The organism is Paraburkholderia sp. BR13444, assembly GCF_040948755.1.
Lineage (GTDB): Bacteria > Pseudomonadota > Gammaproteobacteria > Burkholderiales > Burkholderiaceae > Paraburkholderia > Paraburkholderia youngii.
In genome coordinates, this window is the sequence record NZ_JBFPKM010000003.1 from 176,118 (window position 1) to 195,988 (window position 19,871).

The 19,871-nt window shown below is 61.7% G+C and carries 15 protein-coding genes; 10 read left to right on the forward strand and 5 right to left on the reverse strand.

The genetic code is table 11. The annotated features are described in order from the left end of the window. Positions 1-104: 104 nt before the first annotated feature. The 8 genes from AB3X95_RS09775 to AB3X95_RS09810 all read left to right on the forward strand — a co-directional run bounded on the left by AB3X95_RS09775 (position 105) and on the right by AB3X95_RS09810 (position 12,406). Positions 105-2,876 carry a glucosidase gene (locus AB3X95_RS09775; RefSeq protein ID WP_368621197.1) on the forward strand — a complete coding sequence of 924 codons (2,772 nt, stop codon included), beginning with the start codon at positions 105-107 and terminating at the stop codon, positions 2,874-2,876. 211 nt (positions 2,877-3,087) lie between these two features. Then, entirely contained in the window at positions 3,088-4,410 is a 1,323-nt protein-coding gene (locus AB3X95_RS09780; RefSeq protein WP_368621198.1) for a DUF2254 domain-containing protein, read from the forward strand. A 9-nt stretch (positions 4,411-4,419) separates the two neighbouring features. Then, complete coding sequence (locus AB3X95_RS09785; RefSeq protein ID WP_176122037.1) at positions 4,420-5,097, forward strand: carbonic anhydrase; 678 nt, start codon at positions 4,420-4,422, stop codon at positions 5,095-5,097. A 294-nt stretch (positions 5,098-5,391) separates the two neighbouring features. Beyond that, on the forward strand, positions 5,392-6,606 hold the full coding sequence (locus AB3X95_RS09790) for an ABC transporter substrate-binding protein (RefSeq protein ID WP_176366540.1): 1,215 nt from the start codon (positions 5,392-5,394) through the stop codon (positions 6,604-6,606). Positions 6,607-6,714: 108 nt separating this feature from the next. Next, positions 6,715-7,590 carry a branched-chain amino acid ABC transporter permease gene (locus AB3X95_RS09795; protein ID WP_176122035.1) on the forward strand — a complete coding sequence of 292 codons (876 nt, stop codon included), beginning with the start codon at positions 6,715-6,717 and terminating at the stop codon, positions 7,588-7,590. Between the two features lie 8 nt (positions 7,591-7,598). Beyond that, positions 7,599-9,539, forward strand: a complete 1,941-nt coding sequence (locus AB3X95_RS09800; RefSeq protein WP_368621199.1) for an ATP-binding cassette domain-containing protein — start codon at positions 7,599-7,601, stop codon at positions 9,537-9,539. A gap of 54 nt (positions 9,540-9,593) precedes the next feature. Continuing rightward, positions 9,594-10,328 carry an ABC transporter ATP-binding protein gene (locus tag AB3X95_RS09805; RefSeq protein WP_368621200.1) on the forward strand — a complete coding sequence of 245 codons (735 nt, stop codon included), beginning with the start codon at positions 9,594-9,596 and terminating at the stop codon, positions 10,326-10,328. A gap of 419 nt (positions 10,329-10,747) precedes the next feature. Next, positions 10,748-12,406: a sialidase family protein gene (locus AB3X95_RS09810; RefSeq protein WP_368621201.1), complete on the forward strand. Its 1,659-nt coding sequence runs from the start codon at positions 10,748-10,750 to the stop codon at positions 12,404-12,406. Between the two features lie 67 nt (positions 12,407-12,473). Here the strand turns inward: AB3X95_RS09810 and AB3X95_RS09815 are convergent, their stop codons facing one another. Next, positions 12,474-13,223 carry an S-adenosyl-l-methionine hydroxide adenosyltransferase family protein gene (locus AB3X95_RS09815; protein WP_368621202.1) on the reverse strand — a complete coding sequence of 250 codons (750 nt, stop codon included), beginning with the start codon at positions 13,221-13,223 and terminating at the stop codon, positions 12,474-12,476. A gap of 88 nt (positions 13,224-13,311) precedes the next feature. Next, positions 13,312-14,289 carry a LysR family transcriptional regulator gene (locus AB3X95_RS09820; RefSeq protein WP_184227538.1) on the reverse strand — a complete coding sequence of 326 codons (978 nt, stop codon included), beginning with the start codon at positions 14,287-14,289 and terminating at the stop codon, positions 13,312-13,314. A 120-nt stretch (positions 14,290-14,409) separates the two neighbouring features. Between AB3X95_RS09820 and AB3X95_RS09825 the strand changes: the two genes are divergently transcribed. After that, on the forward strand, positions 14,410-15,231 hold the full coding sequence (locus AB3X95_RS09825) for an aldo/keto reductase (protein WP_368621203.1): 822 nt from the start codon (positions 14,410-14,412) through the stop codon (positions 15,229-15,231). A gap of 10 nt (positions 15,232-15,241) precedes the next feature. On the opposite strand, the gene AB3X95_RS09830 is transcribed toward AB3X95_RS09825, so the two are convergent. Then, positions 15,242-16,813, reverse strand: a complete 1,572-nt coding sequence (locus AB3X95_RS09830) for an MFS transporter (protein WP_368621204.1) — start codon at positions 16,811-16,813, stop codon at positions 15,242-15,244. A 159-nt stretch (positions 16,814-16,972) separates the two neighbouring features. On the opposite strand from AB3X95_RS09830, the gene AB3X95_RS09835 reads away from it, so the two are divergent. Beyond that, positions 16,973-17,875: a LysR family transcriptional regulator gene (locus AB3X95_RS09835; RefSeq protein ID WP_176366548.1), complete on the forward strand. Its 903-nt coding sequence runs from the start codon at positions 16,973-16,975 to the stop codon at positions 17,873-17,875. A 299-nt stretch (positions 17,876-18,174) separates the two neighbouring features. Here the strand turns inward: AB3X95_RS09835 and AB3X95_RS09840 are convergent, their stop codons facing one another. Next, on the reverse strand, positions 18,175-18,843 hold the full coding sequence (locus AB3X95_RS09840; protein WP_368621205.1) for a response regulator transcription factor: 669 nt from the start codon (positions 18,841-18,843) through the stop codon (positions 18,175-18,177). Between the two features lie 18 nt (positions 18,844-18,861). Then, on the reverse strand, positions 18,862-19,767 hold the full coding sequence (locus AB3X95_RS09845) for a S1C family serine protease (RefSeq protein WP_368621479.1): 906 nt from the start codon (positions 19,765-19,767) through the stop codon (positions 18,862-18,864). Positions 19,768-19,871: the final 104 nt, after the last annotated feature.

A 19,871-nucleotide genomic window follows, 5' to 3' on the forward strand; every position in this document is an offset into this window, starting at 1 on the left:
GGCGCCTATCATCCAAGTACCGCCAGGCAGCGCATGCGCCACAGGACCGGCGGGGACTCACGCACTGAAAGTGTTCGGCAGTCGATCCCAGCTTGGGAGGTCTCATGTCATCGCTACGCGCCAACGATCTGCTCCGTTCGAAGGAAGGAATCCGTCTGCATGGCCCGGACCTGGACTGCTGGCGCCGCTGGGGGCCTTATCTGAGCGACCGGCAGTGGGGCACGGTTCGCGAGGACTACAGCGACTACGGCACCGCCTGGGAGTATTTCCCCCACGATCATGCGCGCAGCCGCATGTACCGCTGGGGCGAGGACGGCATTGCCGGATTCGGCAACGATCCACTCGACTGGTGCGTGTCGCTCGCGCTCTGGAACGGGCGCGACTCCATCCTGAAGGAGCGGCTGTTTGGCTTGACCAATGCGCAGGGCAATCACGGCGAAGACGTGAAGGAGCTTTACTTTTATGTCGATGGCACGCCGACGCACTCGTACATGAAGATGCTCTACAAGTACCCGCACGATGCGTATCCGTATCAGGACCTGATCGGCGAAAACGGCCGCCGCGGCGCCGATCAGCCCGAATACGAAATTCTCGATACCGGCGTGTTCGACGACGATCGCTATTTCGACGTCTGGGTCGAATACGCGAAGCACACACCCGACGACATCGTGATGCGCATCAGCGTCGAAAACCGCGCGGATCAGCACGCGCCACTCCATGTGCTGCCGCTGTTCTGGGCGCGCAACCGCTGGGCCTGGTCTGGCAAGCCCGGCAGGCCCTCGCTGACGCTCGAGACGGAATCCGCCGAAGGCGCGCGCGTGATCGCGCACAATCCCGCGCTGGGCACGATGATCGTCACGGCCTCGGCGCCGCAGCCGATCGAATGGCTGTTCTGCGAAAACGAAACCAATATGCGCCGCATCTTCGGCATCGCCGGTGCGGGCCCGTTCAAGGATGGCTTCAACGATTACCTCGTCGATGGCGACGAGCAGGCGATACGCCGCGACGCGGGCACCCGCGCCGCCGCGCATGTGGCGCTGTCGCTCGCGCCGCACGAGCGCGCGGTGCTGTATCTGCGCTGGCGTCCGGCGGCACTAGCGGGCATCGCGCGCGACGACGCGCCGCTCGACTTCGAAGCGCTGTTCGCGCGCCGCATCGCGGAGGCCGACGAGTTCTACGCGGCACTCCAGCACGACATCGCCGACGCCGATGCACGGCTCGTGCAACGCCAGGCGCTCGCCGGCATGCTATGGACGAAGCAGTACTACCAGTTCGACGTGACGCGCTGGCACGACGGCGACCCCGGTCAGCCGAAGCCGCCGAAAGGACGCCGGCACGGCCGCAATGCCGACTGGCGGCATATGTGCAACGGCGACGTCGTCTCGATGCCGGACAAGTGGGAGTACCCGTGGTATGCGTCGTGGGATCTCGCGTTTCATGCCGCAGCGTTCGCGATGATCGATCCCGACTTCGCGAAGAAACAGTTGCTGCTGCTCGTGAAAGAACGGTACATGCATCCGAACGGACAATTGCCCGCGTACGAGTGGGCGTTCGGCGACGCGAACCCGCCGGTTCATGCATGGGCGACTTGGCGCGTGTACGAACTCGACCGTGAAGTCACAGGCGTCGGCGACCAGCAGTTTCTCGAAGTGATGTTCCACAAGCTGCTGCTGAACTTTTCGTGGTGGGTCAACCGCAAGGATGCGGAGGATCGCAATATCTTCCAGGGTGGCTTTCTCGGGCTCGACAACGTCGGGATCTTCGATCGCTCTTCGCCGCTGCCGACCGGCGGCCGCATCGACCAGGCCGACGGCACCGCGTGGATGGCCTCGTATGCGCTCGACCTGATGCAGATCGGACTCGAGCTCGCGATGACGAACAATGCGTACGTCGAAATCGCGGTGAAGTTTTTCGAGCACTTCCTGTATATCGCGGAAGCCGTCGGTTGCAGCGAGGGTTGCCGAACAGGCCTATGGGACGGCCGCGACGAATTCTTCTATGACGTCCTGCATCTTCCGGACGGAACCCGTGTGCCGATGCGCGTTCGCTCGATCGTCGGTCTGATTCCGCTGTTCGCCGTGCATGTGCTCGAAGAACGGATATACGGCCATCTGCCCGGCTTGCGAGAACGGCTCGCGTGGTTTCTCGATCACCGGCCGAACCTGGCCAAGCTGGTGTCGCGCTGGACCGAACCCGGCAAGGGCAATACCACGCTGCTGTCGCTGCTGCGCGGATACCGGATGACGGCGCTGCTGCGGCGCGCGCTCGACGAAAACGAATTCCTGTCCGATCACGGCGTGCGTGCACTGTCACGCGTGCATCGCGATACACCGTACGAGTTCGATTATGGCGGCGCGCATGTCTGCATCGAGTATCAGCCGGCCGAATCGGATTCGCGCGTATTCGGCGGCAATTCGAACTGGCGCGGACCCGTGTGGATGCCCGTCAACTATCTGCTGATCGAATCGCTGTATGAATTCCATCGCTACTACGGCGACGAGTTCCGCATCGAGTATCCGACGGGGTCAGGCAAGCGGTGCTCGCTCAGCGAGATCGCCGACGGTCTCGCACGGCGTGTCACCACCCTCTTTCTGAAGGACGAGCACGGCATGCGACCGGTGATGGCGGCTTATCCGCAGTTGCAGGCCGACCCGCGTTCGTCTGATCTCGTGCTCTTCCACGAGTACTTTCACGGCGACAGCGGGCGTGGGGTCGGCGCTTCGCATCAGACGGGCTGGAGCGGTCTCGTCGCGCTGCTGCTGCAGCCGCGTCTGATGAAGCTGGCCCATGTGGCGTCCGATACCGCCGCCGCTGCCGAAGATGTGCGGGCGGGAGCGCCAGTCGCCGAAGACGCACTCCCCACGATGGCGCGTTAGACGACGCTCACCTGCGGCCATTCTTCATAACGATCTCTCGTCATCGTCGTCGCGCGGTTTCGCACGTCCTCAGGCGTCGAGCTGTCGGACCAAAGTCTCATTGACCGACCTGAAGGTCACGTGTCTGATTGGTTGGGGAGACTCCACGTGCCCGAGGAGTCTCCTTTTCATCGTCGTCCGAGGCGAATCGCGACGTAGGAAGCGCGCAATCATGGACTGGAACCGCTGGTACAGCTTAAAGAGTTACCTCAGGTCTTCCCTGTGGACGGTACCGCTCGTCGCAGTGGCGATCTACGCGGTGGTGAAGCCGCTCACTGAAATGCTGGGAAGGTGGCTGATCGGACACGACATCCTCGACCCGAAAACCGGCCTTTTCGGGCTGTCCATGACTGGAGCGCGGTCGCTTGTCGGCGACATCGTTTCCGCGGACCTCGCGTTTCTGGTATTTACCTTCGGTTCGCTGCTCGTCGCGATCCAGGTCGCTGGCGGTCAATACACGCCGCGGATCATCGCGACGACCTTGCTGCGCGATAACGTGATCCGCAACATCTCGGGATTGTTCGTTTTCACACTGTTATTCGCCAACAGGACCCTGGGCTGGATGGGTGAGAGTGAGGTGCACCAGCTTCAGGTATTCATTGCAGCGCTATTCGGATTCGCTTCCGTCGTCGCCTTCCTTTTCCTGATCGACTATGCGGCGAAATTTCTGCGTCCAGTCAGCCTCGTGGCGCGAGTCGGAGAGCACGGGATCGCGGTCATCGAAAGCGTTTATCCCGCGCCGGCGACGGGCCGGATCGCCCCGCCGTGCATTGACCGCAAGCGAGGCGCACCTGATCGCATCGTTCGCCACAGCGGTACATCCGGCATCGTTCTGGCCGTGAATCTCGAAAGGCTGGTTGCCAAGGCGAGACGCACGAACTCGGTTATCGAATTCGTGCCGCAAGTCGGCGATTTCGTCGCGGTGGACGAACCCTTGTTCTATCTGTACGGGGACGCGGGCGCAATCGATGAAAACCGGCTGCGTACACTGGTCGCCTTTGGGACCGAACGCACGATGGAACAGGATCCCATGTTCGCGTTCCGCATCCTTGTCGATATCGCGCTGAAAGCGTTGTCGGCCGCGATCAACGATCCCACAACGGCCGTGCTCGCCATCGATCAACTGCAGCGGTTGTTGCGCGTAGTCGGAAAGCGGTCTTTGTACACCGAAGAGATCAGGGATAAGTCTGGCCGCGTGTGCGTCATCTTTCGAACGCCGAACTGGGAAGATTTCGTGCATATCAGTTTTCGCGAGATACGTCAGTATGGCGCGGGCAGCATCCAGATCGCGCGGCGTCAGCGCGCGGCGATAGAGAATCTCCTCCAGTGCTTGCCGGAGCATCGTCACGACGCATTGCGGGTCGAGCTGACCCTGCTGGACCGTGAGATCGGTGCGCGGCATCCATTTCCGGAGGACCTGGCGTTGGCCCGTATCCCGGACTCGCAAGGGCTTGGAGGCTCGGACACCTCGGCAGCAAGGCAACCCGTCCTTTGAGAGGCGATCATGCGAAAACTCATCATGGGCATCGTCGAGTTCCGGGAGAAGATGCTGCCGCAATACGCGCAGCAGTTCAGCAAACTGGCGCTCGCTCAAACACCCGATGCGCTATTCATCACGTGCTCGGACAGTCGGGTTGTGCCGGATCTGCTTGCATCGACGCATCCCGGCGATCTCTTTACGATGCGCAACGTGGGCAATCTGATTCCACCGGCGACTTCGGAGGGCGTCTCTACCGGAGATCTTTCCGAGGCAAGCGCGATCGAATATGCGGTGCTGGTGCTGAAAGTCGCGAATATCGTCGTGTGCGGCCATTCGGAGTGCGGCGCGATGAAGTCCGTGTTCTCACGACACGCCAAGCTGAAATCGCCAAACCTGGATAAATGGCTATGCCACGCCAACAACGCGGCGTTTCGCCTCGAACAGGAAGGTCCGCTCGATGACAGCCTGAAAGCGCACGATCAATTGTCGCAACTCAATGTACTCGTCCAGCTCGAGCACCTGATGACCTACCCGATCGTCCGCCAGCAAGTCACCGCCGGGGCACTCGTATTGAGCGGCTGGTGGTTCGACATCGCGACTGGCGCCATGTATGCCTATGAGCGCACGAGCCGCTCATTCGAAGTGATCGATCGCGCAATGGCGGAGCGGATGATTGCGCGCCTTGCGGCGCGGGCGAGGTGATGGGTTTGCCAAGCTCGGCGACGGCACCGAATTGGCGCGCAGGAAATTAAACGACAGATATCAGAGTCAATCAGTCGGTCGGTGCCGCCGCTCGATAACAAAAGTTAGACGCTTCTCTCTAATCTGCCAATAACCCCGGTATTGCACCACGCGGGTAAGTCCGAATATTACACATACATTAACAATTCCATACTCCGTCACGACGGGCGCTCAGGCTCCCTGAGAACGTCCAGTCGGCGTGCATGGAAGCCGCTTCCAGGCTCTGTGCAAAAAAAGACATGCTACGGAGACAGTATGGGAATTCGCTTGAAGAGCGTTGTGAGCGCGCTCGCGTTGTGTGCCCTCATTGACGTCAGTTACGCCGCCGACCCGATCAAGATCGGTGTCGACGGACCTTTCACCGGCGGTTCGTCTTCGATGGGCGTGAGCATGCGCGACGGCGTGCGGCTCGCCACCGCGGAAATCAACAAGGCCGGTGGCGTGCTTGGCCGTCAGATCGTGCTGGTCGAGCGCGACGACGAAGCGAAAAATGAACGCGGCGTACAGATCGCGCAAGAGCTGATCAACAAGGAAAAAGTGGCTGCGGTGGTGGGCTACATCAATACCGGCGTGGCACTCGCGTCTCAACGCTTCTTCCAGGAAGCGAAGATCCCGGTGTTCAACAACGTCGCGACTGGCAGTGTCCTGACGAAGCAGTTCACCGATCAACCAGATAACTACGTCTTCCGCAACGCCGCTGCCGACCGCATTCAGGCGCCGATGATCGTTGAAGAAGCGATCACCAAACGCGGCTTCAAGAAGGTCGCGATTCTCGCGGACTCGACCAATTACGGTCAGCTCGGCCGCGAAGACCTCGAAAAGGCGCTGGCCACTAAAGGCGTGAAGCCGGTTGCCGTAGAAAAATTCAATATCAAGGACGTCGACATGACCGCGCAGTTGCTCAAGGCCAAGGAGGCCGGCGCTGAAGCGGTATTGACCTATGGCATTGGGCCGGAACTCGCGCAGATCGCCAACGGCATGGCCAAGCTCGGCTGGAAAGTACCGCTGATCGGCAGCTGGACCCTGTCGATGGCGAACTACATCGACAACGCGAGCACCAACGGCGAAGGCGCCCGTATGCCGCAGACCTTCATTCAGGAAGCGAACACGCCCAAGCGCAAGGCGTTCATCGACGCGTACCTCAAGGAGTTCAAGCCTAAGAACAACCGCATCGAATCGGCGGTGTCCGCCGCCCAAGGTTACGACTCGGTCTATTTGCTGGCCGCGGCGATGACCCAGGCAGGTTCGACCGATGGTTCGAAGGTGCGCGCCGCGCTCGAAAACCTCAACAGCAAGGTGGAAGGCGTCGTGATGGTGTACGACAAGCCGTTCACGCACGACGACCACGAGGCGATCAGCCCGAACGTGCCGGTGGTTGGCGAGGTCAAGGGCGGCCGCGTGATCTATGCGTATGACGCTGATCGCAAGGACGGCAGCCAGTTGCGCAGCAAGCAGGCGTCGACGAACTAAGCGCGGATACAAGCCCAAATCCAGCGCGGCAGCATGCTCCAAAGCCGCACCCGCCCGCCAGCGGGGGCGGCTTTGTTTTATAGATGGTGAACTCTAAGGCGCTCGACGATGACCATTCTTTTACAGCTCATCTATAGCGGGATCGCACTCGGCATGATCTACGCCGTGATCGCATTCGGCTACCAACTCACATTCGCGACCTCCGGCACGCTGAACTTCGGCCAGGGCGACGCGCTGATGCTCGGCGCGCTGGTCGGCCTCACGCTGGTTTCGCTCGGCGTCAACTATTGGCTGATGATCCCGCTCGTCTGCGCGTTCGGTCTGTTGCAAGGCGCGTTCGTCGAACGGATCGGGGTGCGGCCCGCGATCAGGATCAAATCCGAATTCGGCTGGATCATGTCGACGATTGCGCTGGGCATCATCTTCAAGAACGTCGCGGAAAACGTCTGGGGCCGCGACGATCTGCGCTTCCCGTCGCCGCTGCCGGAAGCGCCGCTCAAGGTGTTCGGCGCCAACGTTCTGCCGATGGAACTTCTGGTGGTCGGCGGCGCGCTCGCGATGATGCTGGCCGTCGAGTTCTTCAACCGCAAGACGATCTTCGGCAAGGCCGTCGTGGCCACCGCGAACGACCGCGACGCCGCCGCGCTGATGGGCATCAACACCGGCCTCGTGATCACGTTTTCGTATGCCCTCTCGTCGCTGACCGCCGCGTTCGCCGGCGTGCTGATCGCTCCGCTCACGCTGACCGGCGCGACGATGGGCGCAGTGCTCGGCCTCAAGGCGTTCGCAGTGGCGATCATCGGCGGTCTCACCAGCGGTTTGGGCATTCTTGTGGGCGGCGTGATTCTCGGCATCGCCGAGACCACTACCGGCTTCTATCTCTCCACCGGCTATAAGGATGTGCCGGGGCTGGTCCTGCTGCTCATCGTGCTCGCGATGAAACCCGCCGGGCTGTTCGGCAAGACTTCAATCAAGAAAGTGTGAGGGCCGCCGTGAATCTGAAGAAACTCGTTGCGACGGCACTTGTGCTGATCGCGCTTGCGGTGTTCCCGGTGCTGTCGGGCAATCCGTACTACATCCATCTGGTCGAGACCATCATGATCTACGCGATCCTGCTGTTCGGTCTCGACATCGTGGTCGGCTACACCGGCCAGGTTTCGCTCGGGCATGCGGGGCTGTTCGGGGTTGGCGCCTACACGGCGGGGGTGCTGTTCATGAAGCTCGGCTTGCCGATTTTCGTGACCGCGCCGCTCGCGATTCTCGTCACGGCCGGCTTCGGCGCGATCCTCGCGCTGCCCGCACTGCGCGTGTCCGGCCCCTACCTCGCGATGGTGACGCTCGCGTTCGGCACGATCCTTCAGATTCTCATCAACGAGATGGATTTCCTGACCAACGGGCCGATGGGCGTCAAGATTCCGAAGCCGTCGCTCGGTGCGCGGCCGATGAACGAAGTCGAGTACTACTGGCTCGTCGCGGCTCTGCTGGTGGCCTCGCTGATCGTCGTGCACCGGGTGCTCAAGTCGCATCTGGGCCGGGCCTTCGAAGCCCTGCGAGACAGTCCGATCGCGTCGGACTGTATGGGCGTATCGGTGTACCGCTACAAGGTCTACGCGTTCGTGATAAGCGCGGGCTTCGCCGGTCTGGCCGGCTGCCTCTACTCGTATTCGGAGCAGTACATCTCACCGAATACCTACAACTTCGAGCTGACCATCCTGTTCCTGCTCGCGATCATCATGGGCGGGCGCAAGACGCGCACCGGCGCGGTGCTCGGCTCGGCGATCATCGTGCTCCTACCCAAGCTACTCGATGACATCGATATGTTCCGCATCGTCGCATCGGTGCTGGCAGCCGCGGTAGTGATCGGCGCAGGCATAGCACTCGCGCGCAAGGTGTCGACGCCACGCAAGGTGGCGATTCCGGTATTCGGTACGGTGGGGCTCGCCGCGTTTTCGTACTGCATCGACACGCTCGCCGACTGGCGGCTGAGCATCTTTGGCCTGATGATCCTGCTCGTCGTGTACTACCTGCAGGACGGCGTGATCGGATTCGTGCGCAAGAGCATGATGGGCAGCGTGGTGCGCGCGAGCACCGTCGGCGCCCATCAACCCGCGACGATCGGCGCAGACGCGGTCGCCGCCGTGCACGCGGGCGACACGGAAGAAATCTTGCAACTACGCGGCATCCTGATGCAGTTCAGCGGGCTCAAGGCGCTCAACCAGGTCGACCTGAGCGTGCGGCGCGGCACGGTTCACGGGCTGATCGGCCCTAATGGCTCCGGCAAGAGCACGATGATGAACGTGTTGACCGGCATCTATGTGCCGACCGCGGGCTCGATCGAGTATCGCGGCATGTCGCTCGCGGGCAAGACTTCGTCGCAGATCGCGTTGGCGGGCATCGCACGCACCTTCCAGAACGTGCAGCTGTTCGGCGAGATGAGCGCGCTCGAAAACGTGCTGGTCGGCTTGCATCACACGTTTCGCGCACATATCGCGGACGTCGGACTGATGTCCCCGCGGTACCGGCGCGAGGAGCGCGCCGCCCGTGAGCGCGCGTTGGGCATGCTGCGCTTTGTCGGGCTTGAACATGCCGCCGGCGAAGAAGCGCGCAACCTGCCCTACGGCAAGCAACGGCTGCTGGAAATCGCGCGGGCCCTCGCGCTCGATCCGCAAGTGCTGCTGCTCGACGAACCGGCGGCCGGCCTGACCGCGCCCGACATCAAGGAGCTGGTCGCAATCATCCGCAAGGTGCGCGATCACGGCATCACCGTCGTGCTGATCGAACATCACATGGACGTCGTGATGAGCGTCTGCGATCGCGTGTCGGTGCTCGACTTCGGGCAGAAGATCGCGGAAGGCAAGCCGGCCGACATCCAGTCGAACGAAAAAGTCATCGAGGCTTATCTCGGCGGCGAGGCGGCGGGGCAAGCGGCCTGAGCCGGGCTCCCCTGCCTCGACCCACGAGATACACAGGAACACTCAGGAACACACATGCTATCGGTCAAGAATCTGCATGCAGGATACGGCAAGGTGAAAGTGCTGCACGGCATTTCGATCGACGTGCCCAAGGGCTCGGTCGTCACGCTGATCGGCTCGAACGGCGCGGGGAAAACCACCACGATGCGCGCGATCTCCGGCATGATCCGCGCGAGCGACGGCGAAATCACGATGGGCGTGGGCGCGAGCGCAAAGCGGATCGATGCGCTCGACTCGCATCGCATCGCGCGTCTCGGGCTCGCGCATTCGCCGGAAGGACGGCGCGTGTTCGCGACGATGAGCGTGCACGACAACCTGACCCTCGGCGCCTTTCCACGCCTCACGTGGGCGCGTCCGCGCGGCGACGTGAACGCCGATCTGGAACGCGCGATCGAACTCTTTCCGCGTCTGAAAGAGCGGCGCCATCAACTGGCCGGCACCCTCTCCGGGGGCGAGCAGCAGATGCTCGCGATGGCGCGCGCGATCATGCTGAACCCGGAACTCGTGCTGCTCGACGAACCTTCGATGGGGCTCGCACCGATACTCGTCGAAGAGGTCTTTCGCATCATCGAGAATCTGAAGGGCCAGGGCGTGACGATGCTGCTCGTCGAGCAGTTCGCCGCGGCGGCGCTCAACGTGGCGGATTACGGTTACGTATTGGAGAACGGCCGGATCGCCGCGCATGGGCCGGCGCTGCAATTGCGCAACGATCCGTCAGTGAAGGCCGCTTATCTGGGAACGAGTCATTGAAGTAGTGCAGGCATCCCAGGGTCTCTAACACCCTGGGTGGCTCCTTTTAGTCCACGCCCGCTCTCTTTCGAGAGCGGGTTTTTTTTGGTTCATCGATCTCAAACGCCACGTTTCTGCAGCGGATACATTCTTCGACCGCCATCGTAGGATCGCTGCAATCATCATGCCATGCCAGCAATGCCGGGGATGTCAGTAATGAAATGGCATACGCAAAGATTTATTCACACAAGTTCTGCCACGGCGACCTAGTGTGTTCCGGTAGATACATGCATTGCTGCATGTCTTCGGCGGACGGCGGCAAGCATCGTTCTGCGCTGGGAAAAGACGTTTTCATATGTATCGGAAGGTCGGAAGTGATGGCGCCGGCAATGGAAAGCCGGCAATTCACAGGCGTTTTCCCCTTTTTCGCGAGGCCCAGAATGAAAATGAATTTCAGTTGCCTATCCCGGTCTGTTTTGCAGGGCATTGCAGGTGCTGGCGTCGTCGCGCTCGCATGCTCGATCGCCACAGGCGCGCACGCGCAAACGCTGGGATCGCTCGTCCAGGTAGCCGCGGGCGACCCATTTAGCGGTTGCACTGCCGACAAGCTGCACGCGCAGGAGTCGGCATTCGGCAGCGTCCTGTTTCCCGCCACCTCGATCGAGCCCTGGGTTGCAGTGGACCCGACGGACTCGTCTCGCCTCCTCGCCGGCCACCAGCAGGATCGCTGGAGCGACGGCGGCTCGCGCGGGCTCGTCGGCGTCGTCTCCAACGATGCGGGCAGTACCTGGTCCAACTCGATTCCGTCCGGCGTGACTAACTGCACTGGCGGCAAATTCCGCCGTGCTTCCGATCCCTGGGTGGACTTTGCGCAAGACGGAACGGCCTTCTTCTTCTCTCTGGTGCTGGACCCCGCGCAACCGACCACGCCGTTTGGCGCGCGCAATAGCGGGATGCTGGTCAGCCGCTCGAGCGACCACGGTGCAACCTGGCAGACTCCCGTTACGCTGATCCGCAGCAACTCGCCTCACGTGCTCAATGACAAGAACTCGCTCACTGCGGACCCGACCGCGGCCAACTACGTCTATGCGGTTTGGGACCAGTTGAGCGTGTTCCCGCCAACGAAGGAAGGCGCCCAGTTGCTCGCGGAAAACGATGGCGTTCTGATCGCGCGGCAATTGCGCAACGGTGCAGCATCCGCGGCGGGCGGCGCCCCCGTATTCAAGTTCAATTTCACCGGCCCGAGCTTCTTCTCGCGATCCACTGACAAAGGCGTGACATGGAGCACCGCCGCCCCGATTTACCAGCCGGGGACGAACGCACAGACAATCGACAACATGGTGCGCGTGTTGCCTGATGGAACCCTGCTTGATTTCTTCACGGCGATCAATGCTACGCCGTCGGGCCTGAGCATCGGCTATATCAAGTCTGCGGATAAAGGCGGAAGCTGGTCGGCGCCGACATTCACCAACGACATTCAGGCGGTCGGAGTGGTCTCGCCTGACAGCGGCCAGTCGATACGCGATGCCTCCATTCTTTACAGTGTCGCCGTCAACCCGGTCTCGGGGGCGATCTATCTCACCTGGCAGGACGATCGCTTTTCGTCCGCGACGTGCACCACGCCCACTGGATCGATTCCGGTCGACGCGATCGCCTTCAGCGAATCGACAGATGGCGGTGCTACCTGGTCAACGCCAGTGATGATCAACCAGACGCCGACAAACGCAACCAACCCCTGCCGTCAGCAGGCTTTCATTCCGGCGGTCGTGCCGTCGGGCGACGGCAATACGATCGTGGTGACCTACTACGACTTTCGCAACGACACGAACACACCCGCCGGCTTCGAGGGAACCGACTATTTCGCAGTGTTCTGCTCGACTGCGACTGCGTGTACCGATCCCAAGAATTGGAGGAGTAGTGAACTCAAGCTGACCGACACCTCGTTCAACATCCTTAACGCTCCCGTGGCGGGCGGCCATTTCCTCGGCGACTACATGGGGCTGGCTGCTAGCGGTTCGAAAACTGTCTACCCGGTATTCGGCGTAGCCACGGGGCCCAACGTGACGGACGAATTCACCCGCAAGATCACCTTGCCGTGAGCGCAAATGGGCGGCGACGGAGAAGGTCGCTGCCCATTTGCGACGCTCCAACTCTGATAGGGCGGCGCTACGTCACCGATTCGCCGCCCTCCTTCACCTGGACCGCATCTCCGACACGTACGCCAAGCTGCGTCGCGGCGCTGCCGCGATTCACGGCGATCTCGACGAGCCCGATCGAGTTCTCGTACCAGAAAGCTCGACCGGCCGTTACATCGGAAAAGACCCGCGCATACTCGACATCGGCATCTGCGATGCTCAGCCGTGCAGACCTCGGCACGGTTCCAGCCCGCAGCCCCGTCAGCGCATTGCCGTAGTGATCGACGTAAATGACCTCGGCGAAATCGCCCGCATCCAGTTGCACGCTCAAGCCTGTCCTCTCAACGAGCTTGTCGGAAGGCAACTCGCCGCGGCTCACCCATGCCGCCATCGGGGCGAACAGATCGCGACCATGAAATGAGGCGGAAAGCGCAGCGGGACGCCATGTAATCCGCCAGGCCCGGGTATGTGCCGCGCGCGCCGCCACGACCGAGAGCAGCCCGTTGTCCGGCCCGACGAACCGCTGCCCGTCGGCTTGCAGCACGACGGCATCCCGCTCGCTACCCACCCCGGGATCGACCACGCCAAGGAACACACAATCCGGCGGATACCACCGTGCTAGCGCCGCGAGTAGATGCGCGCCTGCCCGCGGGTCGTAGTTCGGGGCAGTATGCAGCACATCGATAATGGGGGTGCCGGCTGCCGCGTGTCGCAGCAAAGCGGCCCTTACCTGCCCGACATAGATGTCGTCGGCGCCGAAATCGGTAAAGAGTGCGAGCATCGCATAGCCTCCTTGGGTCCTGTGCCGCCTCGCCGGTCAGCGTTCGTTAAATATTCGAAATCCCCGCTCCTCGCCTTCTCCGCCCATATCAGCGCGGGCGGGAACGCGAACGCCTCGATGGAGATCGGCTCCGCTTTGCTTGCTCCGCGGTCGCGGACTCATTTGGCGTGATCTGCGCATCAACGCAGAACGCGATGAACGCCTGCACCTTTGCGGCCAGGTGCCGCCGCGACGGATAGAGCGCATATAGAGGGAAACGTTCATCCGGCCAGTCCGGAAACAGATCGACAAGCTCGTGCTGTGCGATCAGTGTTTCCGTGCCGATCGACATGACCTGGGCGATTCCTGCGCCCGCTACGCAAGCGTTCAGCATCGTGCCGACATCGGAGACCAGCAGCCGCCCGGAGACCGGGATGCTGACGACTTCCTTGCCCCGCTGGAACTCCCATTCAAAGGGGCGTCCCGATAAGGAATTGTAGAAAAGTATGCGTTCGTGATCGACGACGTCATCAGGACAATTGGGGCGGCCGTTGCTTTCAAGGTAAGCCGCAGACGCAACCGTGATGATCCGCGCTTCCAGCAGCTTGCGAGCAACCAGAGTACCAACCGGTGGCGGCCCGAAGCGTATCGCAAGGTCGAAGCCATCCGCAACGAGATCGCCCACGTCATCGCGCATGATCAATTCCACCGAAAGCTCTGGAAACTGCCGCAGAAATCCGGGCAGCTTCGACGCGAGGACGGTCCGGGAAAAGAACGGGTCCACGTTGACGCGCAACTTGCCTTGGACCACGCCGGCAGAACCCGATGCTGTACTTGCCGCGCACTCGATGCCGACCAGATGTGGGCTGACAGTCTGGTAGAGACGCCTTCCTTCGTCGGTCAAGGTTTGCGATCGGGTCGTACGGTCGAGCAAGCGAACGCCGATCTGCTTTTCCAGCCGGCTTATCGCTCTGCTTACGCCCGACGGAGACACGCCGAGCGCCTCCGCGGCACGAACGAAACTTCCGCTTTCGGCGACAGCGGCAAGCACCGTTATCCCCGCGAACAATCGACCGTCGAAGGTCATGATGCGCCTCGAATACTGATGGATTCGTGATTTTAATCATTTCATATTTGATTGAGCCATACTTTATTCATCAATTGGCGCGTGAGACATTGGACGCCTCACCAACACAGGAGGAACAGCATGGAAACGATCAAACGCGGAGAACTCGCCATACCACGCCTGGGCTTCGGTACGTTCCGCATGCCCGGCAACGACTGTCAGCCGGTCGTAGAAAGCGCGCTGGAAGTCGGCTATCGGCATATCGATACCGCCGAGATGTACCAGAACGAAGAATCGGTGGGGGCCGCCATCGCCGGCTCGGGCATCGCGCGGGACGAGCTATTCGTGACGACCAAGGTATGGCACGAGAACCTCGAACCCAACGCCCTGCGCCGCGCATTTGCCAAGAGCCTCGAGAAGCTGCGACTTGATTTCGTCGACCTCTACATGATCCATTGGCCGTCCCGCGACATGAATCTTGCGGCTGCTTTGGAGACGCTCATGCAGCTCAAGGAGGCGGGGCTTACCCGCGGCATCGGCGTGTGCAATTTCAATATGCCGTTGATCGAAGCGGCCGTTGAGGACATAGGCGCGCCGATCGCCTGTCATCAACTTGAATATCACCCGTTCCTGGATCAGTCCGCGATGCTCGCCTATCTGCGCTCGAAAAACATTCCGTTGGTCGCGTATGCGCCGCTCGCACAGGGACGTGCGGCGAGCGATGCGACATTGGCGCGGATCGGCAGCAAGCACGGTGCGACTGCCGCACAGATTGCAATTGCCTGGCTGCTCGATCAGAACGGCGTTATTGCGATCCCCAAGGCGCAGCGGCGCGAAAGCCAGCAAGCAAATCTGAATGCACTGGCTGTTCGACTCGACGACGATGACCGCAAAGCAATCGCAGCGCTTCGCAAGGATCAGCGTTACGTCGTTCCCCCCTTCGCTCCCCAGTGGGACGCGTGATTCAGCAGGCTTACGTGCTCGGGCGACGGACACACTCATCCAGCGCAGAGTTCGGACGATGCGCGTACGTGCCCAGTCCGAACGCGACGACGCTGAGCAGCGCCAAAGCCCATACACAGATCACGGCGTACAGCATCACGAGACCAAAGCCGTGCACGAGCGCCGCATGAGCGATCACGCCATGCGGATCGGCGCTTGCGAGTTTCGTGCTGTCCTGCGTGAGATCCGCAAAATTGCCTGCGGCCACCTTTTGCGCGAGAAAACGCAGCGAAGATGCTTCGGAAAAGCCGGGAAGCGCGCGAGAAAGATTAGAAAGCACGCCTTCGAAGAGTATGTAACCCATCAGCGCGATATTGATGGCCAGACTGATCAGTCTCGCGCTCATATCGATACCCGAGGCCATGCCTGCGCGGTTCGGCGAGACCGAGCCGGTCGCAGTATTGGTGACCGGCGTGTTGGTCATCCCCAGCCCGGTTCCGCACAACAGGCATCCCGGCAGCATCGTGAGCCAACTCGCCTGCTCCACGCCAGCGCCGAACCTCATCACGATGAAGCCTAGACCGATGATGAACAGTCCGAGCGGAATGACCCTGCGTGCATCGAAGCGCAGCGCAAGCCGCTCAGCAAATGGCGGCACGATGAGCGTGGGTAGCGTATAGGCGAGCAGCGACAGTCCGGACTTCACGTTCGAGTAGCCGAGCGCGCCCTGAAAATAGATCGGCAAGTAGATCATGAACGGCCAGTAGCTGAAGTTCATGCCCATCGATCCGCATATCGCACCTGAAAACCGGCGGGTCCGGAACACGGAAAAGTCGAACATCGGCCGACGACTACGCTTCTCGACGAGGATGAACGCGATAAAACTCAACGCCGTCGCCGCGATGATGCCGAGCGCGGCGGGGCTGTCCAGGCCGAAATCCGGTCCTTGCGTAATGAAATACGCGAGCCCGAAACATGACGCGGAAAGCGTGAGGATGCCGGCAACGTCCAGGTGTTGCGCATGCGGGTCACGGGACTCCTGCACACCCGCGTAGACGAGACCTAGCGCCACGATCGAGATCAACGCGTGGACGAGGAACACCCACTGCCAGTTGGCGACTGCGACGATCATGCCGCCGATGATCGGACCAAACCCAAGGCCGATGCCAAAGATGATTCCCCAAGCGCCAAACGCTTTGCTGCGCTCGCGCCCCTCCTGGAACTGATGCGACAGCACCGCCACCTGGCAGATCAGCATCGCTCCGCCGCCGATCCCTTGAAAAAAACGACTGACGATCAGGACGGACGCACTCTGTGCGAGCCCGCAGATGAGCGAGGTGATCGCGAACATCACGATGCTGGCCACGTAGATGCGTTTGCGTCCGAAACGGTCTGCCAGCGCGCCGGTGCCCATCAGCACGGTGGTGCACGCGAGCGTGTAGGCGTTCATGATCCATTGAATCTCCTTGAAATCTGCGTGCAGCACGCCTTCAAGGGTGGAGAGCACCGTCGGCACACTGGAAATTTCGAGGCCAAACATCAGCGAGGTCAGGCATACCGCGGCGAGCGCCACGGCATTTTTCGGAGGGGTGGCGAGTGTCATGAGATATCGCAGGAAAAAGGTGCGTTTGTGCGTACAGGTCGGCGTACACAGAGGGAGCTAATCGATCAGCAGCATCACGTCCGATGTACTATAACGGGAACCATTGTCCCTATTGAGGCAGTTTTTTCCCACAACTTATTCCCACAAGGACCCAATTCGATGGATCAACTCGATGGCATAGCGGTCTTTGTCAAGGTGATCGAAGCAGGTAGCTTTACGGTTGCGGCCGAACGCATGCACCTCACGCGGTCGGCCATCGGCAAAGTAATTGCGAAGCTCGAGGCGCGCCTCGGCGTACGCCTGCTCCAGCGCACGACGCGTAGCCAGACACTGACGGAGGCGGGGCGCAGCTATTACGATCGATGCGTCCGCGCGCTTGCCGAGCTGGACGCCGCCGAAGCCGAACTGGAGACCGGATACAGCGAGCCACGCGGTCGCCTGCGGGTCAGCGCGCCGCTCGCATTCGGCCACCATTGCGTCGCTCCGGTGTTGTTCGGACTGGCACGCAAGCACCCCAAACTACAGATCGACATCTCGTTTACAGACCGGGCAGTCGATCTCGTCGAGGAAAACATCGATCTTGCGGTGCGCATCGGCGATTTGCGCGACAGCACGAGCCTCGCCGCACGGCATCTCGGCGTTCAGGAAACCAGCATCGGAGCGGCCCCGGCGTATCTTGCGCGGCATGGGACGCCCGTCGATATCGACGATTTCGCGAAGCATGCGGGCATCGCTTACTCGCGCGCCGGCGTGGTGTCGCCATGGCGCGTACTCGACACGGACGGGGTTGAACGGGAATTGCTGATCAAGCCGCAACTGAGCCTCGACGATATCCAGGCGATTGCCGGAGCCGGTGTCGCCGGTCTGGGGCTAGTGCAGTTGCCATGCTGGTTGCTGACACGATATGTGATGACGGGCGAACTCGTCGCGGTGAGGGAGCGTTGCGGCGTGCGACCACAGGACATCCACGCGGTGTGGCCGAACACGCGATATCTTCCATCGAAGACTCGTTGCGCGATCGATGCACTGGTCGCGGAGATCCCACCGATGATTCTTCGTTGAGGTGGGTGAAGCCGAGCCGTACGGACGATTGCCGAGACCGCACGTGCAAGGTTCGAGGGAATGCCCGGGCTACGTTCAAAGGCTTTCACGCTCAATTCCGCAAAGCGTGAAGCCACGAACTTCTCCGTTTGGGAATCGGAGGACGCTGCCAAAGCGTTCTTCACCGATGAGCTCCGCGAGCGGGTAACCGGTCTTTACGGTGTACGCCCCGACGTCGAGCTCGTGCAGATTGCCGCGCTAGTGGAAAACGCACGAACATGACGTCGTCCAGCGTCGTGGGTGGAGAAACACGAGCTTTTCTACACCATGATGAATCCGTGCCGCATGCCGAGCATCACCGCCTCGGTGCGGTTGGTCGCACCGAGTTTGCCGAAGATGGACGACAGGTGGAATTTCACCGTGTTGTCGGAGATGTCGAGTTGCCGCGCGATCTCCTTGTTGCCGAGTCCGTCGGCGAGCATCGCCAGCACTTCGATCTCTCGTAACGTCAACGCTTCGAACGTTTCGCCGGGTGCCTTCTGGCGCGACGGTCTCGTTTCCGCGAGCAGCCTTGCGAGGATGTCGGGCGTCAGCACGCAAAGGCCCGCGGCCACGGCTTCGATGGAGACGACGATTTCGGCTGGCATCGCGTTGCGCGGCAGGATGGCTACTGCGTCGGTGGGCAACGCATCGAGCATCCAGTCGCTGTCCGGGTCGTCGCTCAACAGCACGAGCGACGGCAACGCGTGCGAGAGTTCGAGTGGAATCTTGAACGCGTCGCTTGCCTCCGGCGCGGTGTCGGCGACGATCACTTCCGGCACCGATCCGGCGAGGCAATCGACGAGCTTTTCGGCATCGGCTGCGCTACCCAGGAATTCGAGTGCCGGGTTCGCCTCGACAAGCGCTTGCAGGCTCGCGCGCTCTTGCCACGATGCCGCAATCACTGCGACCCGCAAAGGCGCCGTCTGTCTCGTCCGTCCATCCGACATTTCGTCCCTTCCCGGACCTCATCTGCACGAATTCCGTTGGGGCCGTTCGCCCACTGTTACCGAACACGCGTGGCGTTCGCCGCCTCGGATCAAGGCGATCTGCAACTGCTGTCCAACGCTTGCGGAGCCCAGCGCGGCACTTACGTCGCCCATGTCGCGGCAAGGCTTGCCGTCCAGTTCGATCAGTACATCGCCTATCAGCACGCCCGCCTGCTCCGCAGGGCCGCCCGGCGCAAGCGAGTTGATCAACAAGCCACTGCCGAACGACAGGTTCATGTCCTTGACCCAGGCGTCCGGCAGGCCGACCCGCTGCGTGCCGACACCAAAGTAGCCCCGCGACACGCGCCCTTTCGCCAACAGTTCATCGGTGACGCGCTCCACGGTCGTCCCGGGAATCACGATGCCGGCGCCGCGCATCAGTGCCGACGTGCAGATGCCGACGACCTGCCCGCGCATATCCGCGAGGGCCGCCCCGGAAAAACCCGGGCGCAGGCCGCCGTCCAGTCGCACGAACGCATCGAGTTGTCCGCCTCGCCACGTGCGCCAGGCCCCCCCTACGCCGCCGATCACGCCAAAATCAGCGCTAACGCCGGAATCATCCGCACGGGCGACGGCGAGCGCAAGATGACCCGGCTTCAGTGAGTGGGCATCGCCAGAATCGATTGGATCGAGATCGACACCGTCCAGTTTCAGCACGCCGACGTCGGAGCCCGGGTCCAGACCCGCGAGGACCGCGGCGACCGTACGGCCGTCGGTCAATGTGACTTCGATCCCTTCCTCGCGCCTGAGCGTGTGTGCGGCGGTCACGACGACGCCACGGCGCCAGATTACGCCGCTCGACGGCATGCGATGCCGGCCGTGTACCGCCACGACACTCCGCCCCACTCGCGCGACGATGTCCGCCAGATCGTCCGAGAGATCCATCAAAGGATTGCTGCTCGAGGATGTGGTTTCCATTTCAAGCCCCCTGCCCATTGCGTTATGACGACGGATTCACAATGACAGAACCACAGGGGGCGCACACCACC

What these genes read in the sequence shown, in the direction of transcription:
- AB3X95_RS09775 (WP_368621197.1), top strand. Translation starts at nt 105, where the DNA reads ATGTCATCGCTACGCGCCAACGATCTGCTCCGTTCGAAGGAAGGAATC.
- AB3X95_RS09780 (WP_368621198.1), top strand. Translation starts at nt 3,088, where the DNA reads ATGGACTGGAACCGCTGGTACAGCTTAAAGAGTTACCTCAGGTCTTCC.
- AB3X95_RS09785 (WP_176122037.1), top strand. Translation starts at nt 4,420, where the DNA reads ATGCGAAAACTCATCATGGGCATCGTCGAGTTCCGGGAGAAGATGCTG.
- AB3X95_RS09790 (WP_176366540.1), top strand. Translation starts at nt 5,392, where the DNA reads ATGGGAATTCGCTTGAAGAGCGTTGTGAGCGCGCTCGCGTTGTGTGCC.
- AB3X95_RS09795 (WP_176122035.1), top strand. Translation starts at nt 6,715, where the DNA reads ATGACCATTCTTTTACAGCTCATCTATAGCGGGATCGCACTCGGCATG.
- AB3X95_RS09805 (WP_368621200.1), top strand. Translation starts at nt 9,594, where the DNA reads ATGCTATCGGTCAAGAATCTGCATGCAGGATACGGCAAGGTGAAAGTG.
- AB3X95_RS09810 (WP_368621201.1), top strand. Translation starts at nt 10,748, where the DNA reads ATGAAAATGAATTTCAGTTGCCTATCCCGGTCTGTTTTGCAGGGCATT.
- AB3X95_RS09815 (WP_368621202.1), bottom strand. Translation starts at nt 13,223, where the DNA reads ATGCTCGCACTCTTTACCGATTTCGGCGCCGACGACATCTATGTCGGG.
- AB3X95_RS09820 (WP_184227538.1), bottom strand. Translation starts at nt 14,289, where the DNA reads ATGACCTTCGACGGTCGATTGTTCGCGGGGATAACGGTGCTTGCCGCT.
- AB3X95_RS09825 (WP_368621203.1), top strand. Translation starts at nt 14,410, where the DNA reads ATGGAAACGATCAAACGCGGAGAACTCGCCATACCACGCCTGGGCTTC.
- AB3X95_RS09830 (WP_368621204.1), bottom strand. Translation starts at nt 16,813, where the DNA reads ATGACACTCGCCACCCCTCCGAAAAATGCCGTGGCGCTCGCCGCGGTA.
- AB3X95_RS09835 (WP_176366548.1), top strand. Translation starts at nt 16,973, where the DNA reads ATGGATCAACTCGATGGCATAGCGGTCTTTGTCAAGGTGATCGAAGCA.
- AB3X95_RS09840 (WP_368621205.1), bottom strand. Translation starts at nt 18,843, where the DNA reads ATGTCGGATGGACGGACGAGACAGACGGCGCCTTTGCGGGTCGCAGTG.
- AB3X95_RS09845 (WP_368621479.1), bottom strand. Translation starts at nt 19,767, where the DNA reads ATGGATCTCTCGGACGATCTGGCGGACATCGTCGCGCGAGTGGGGCGG.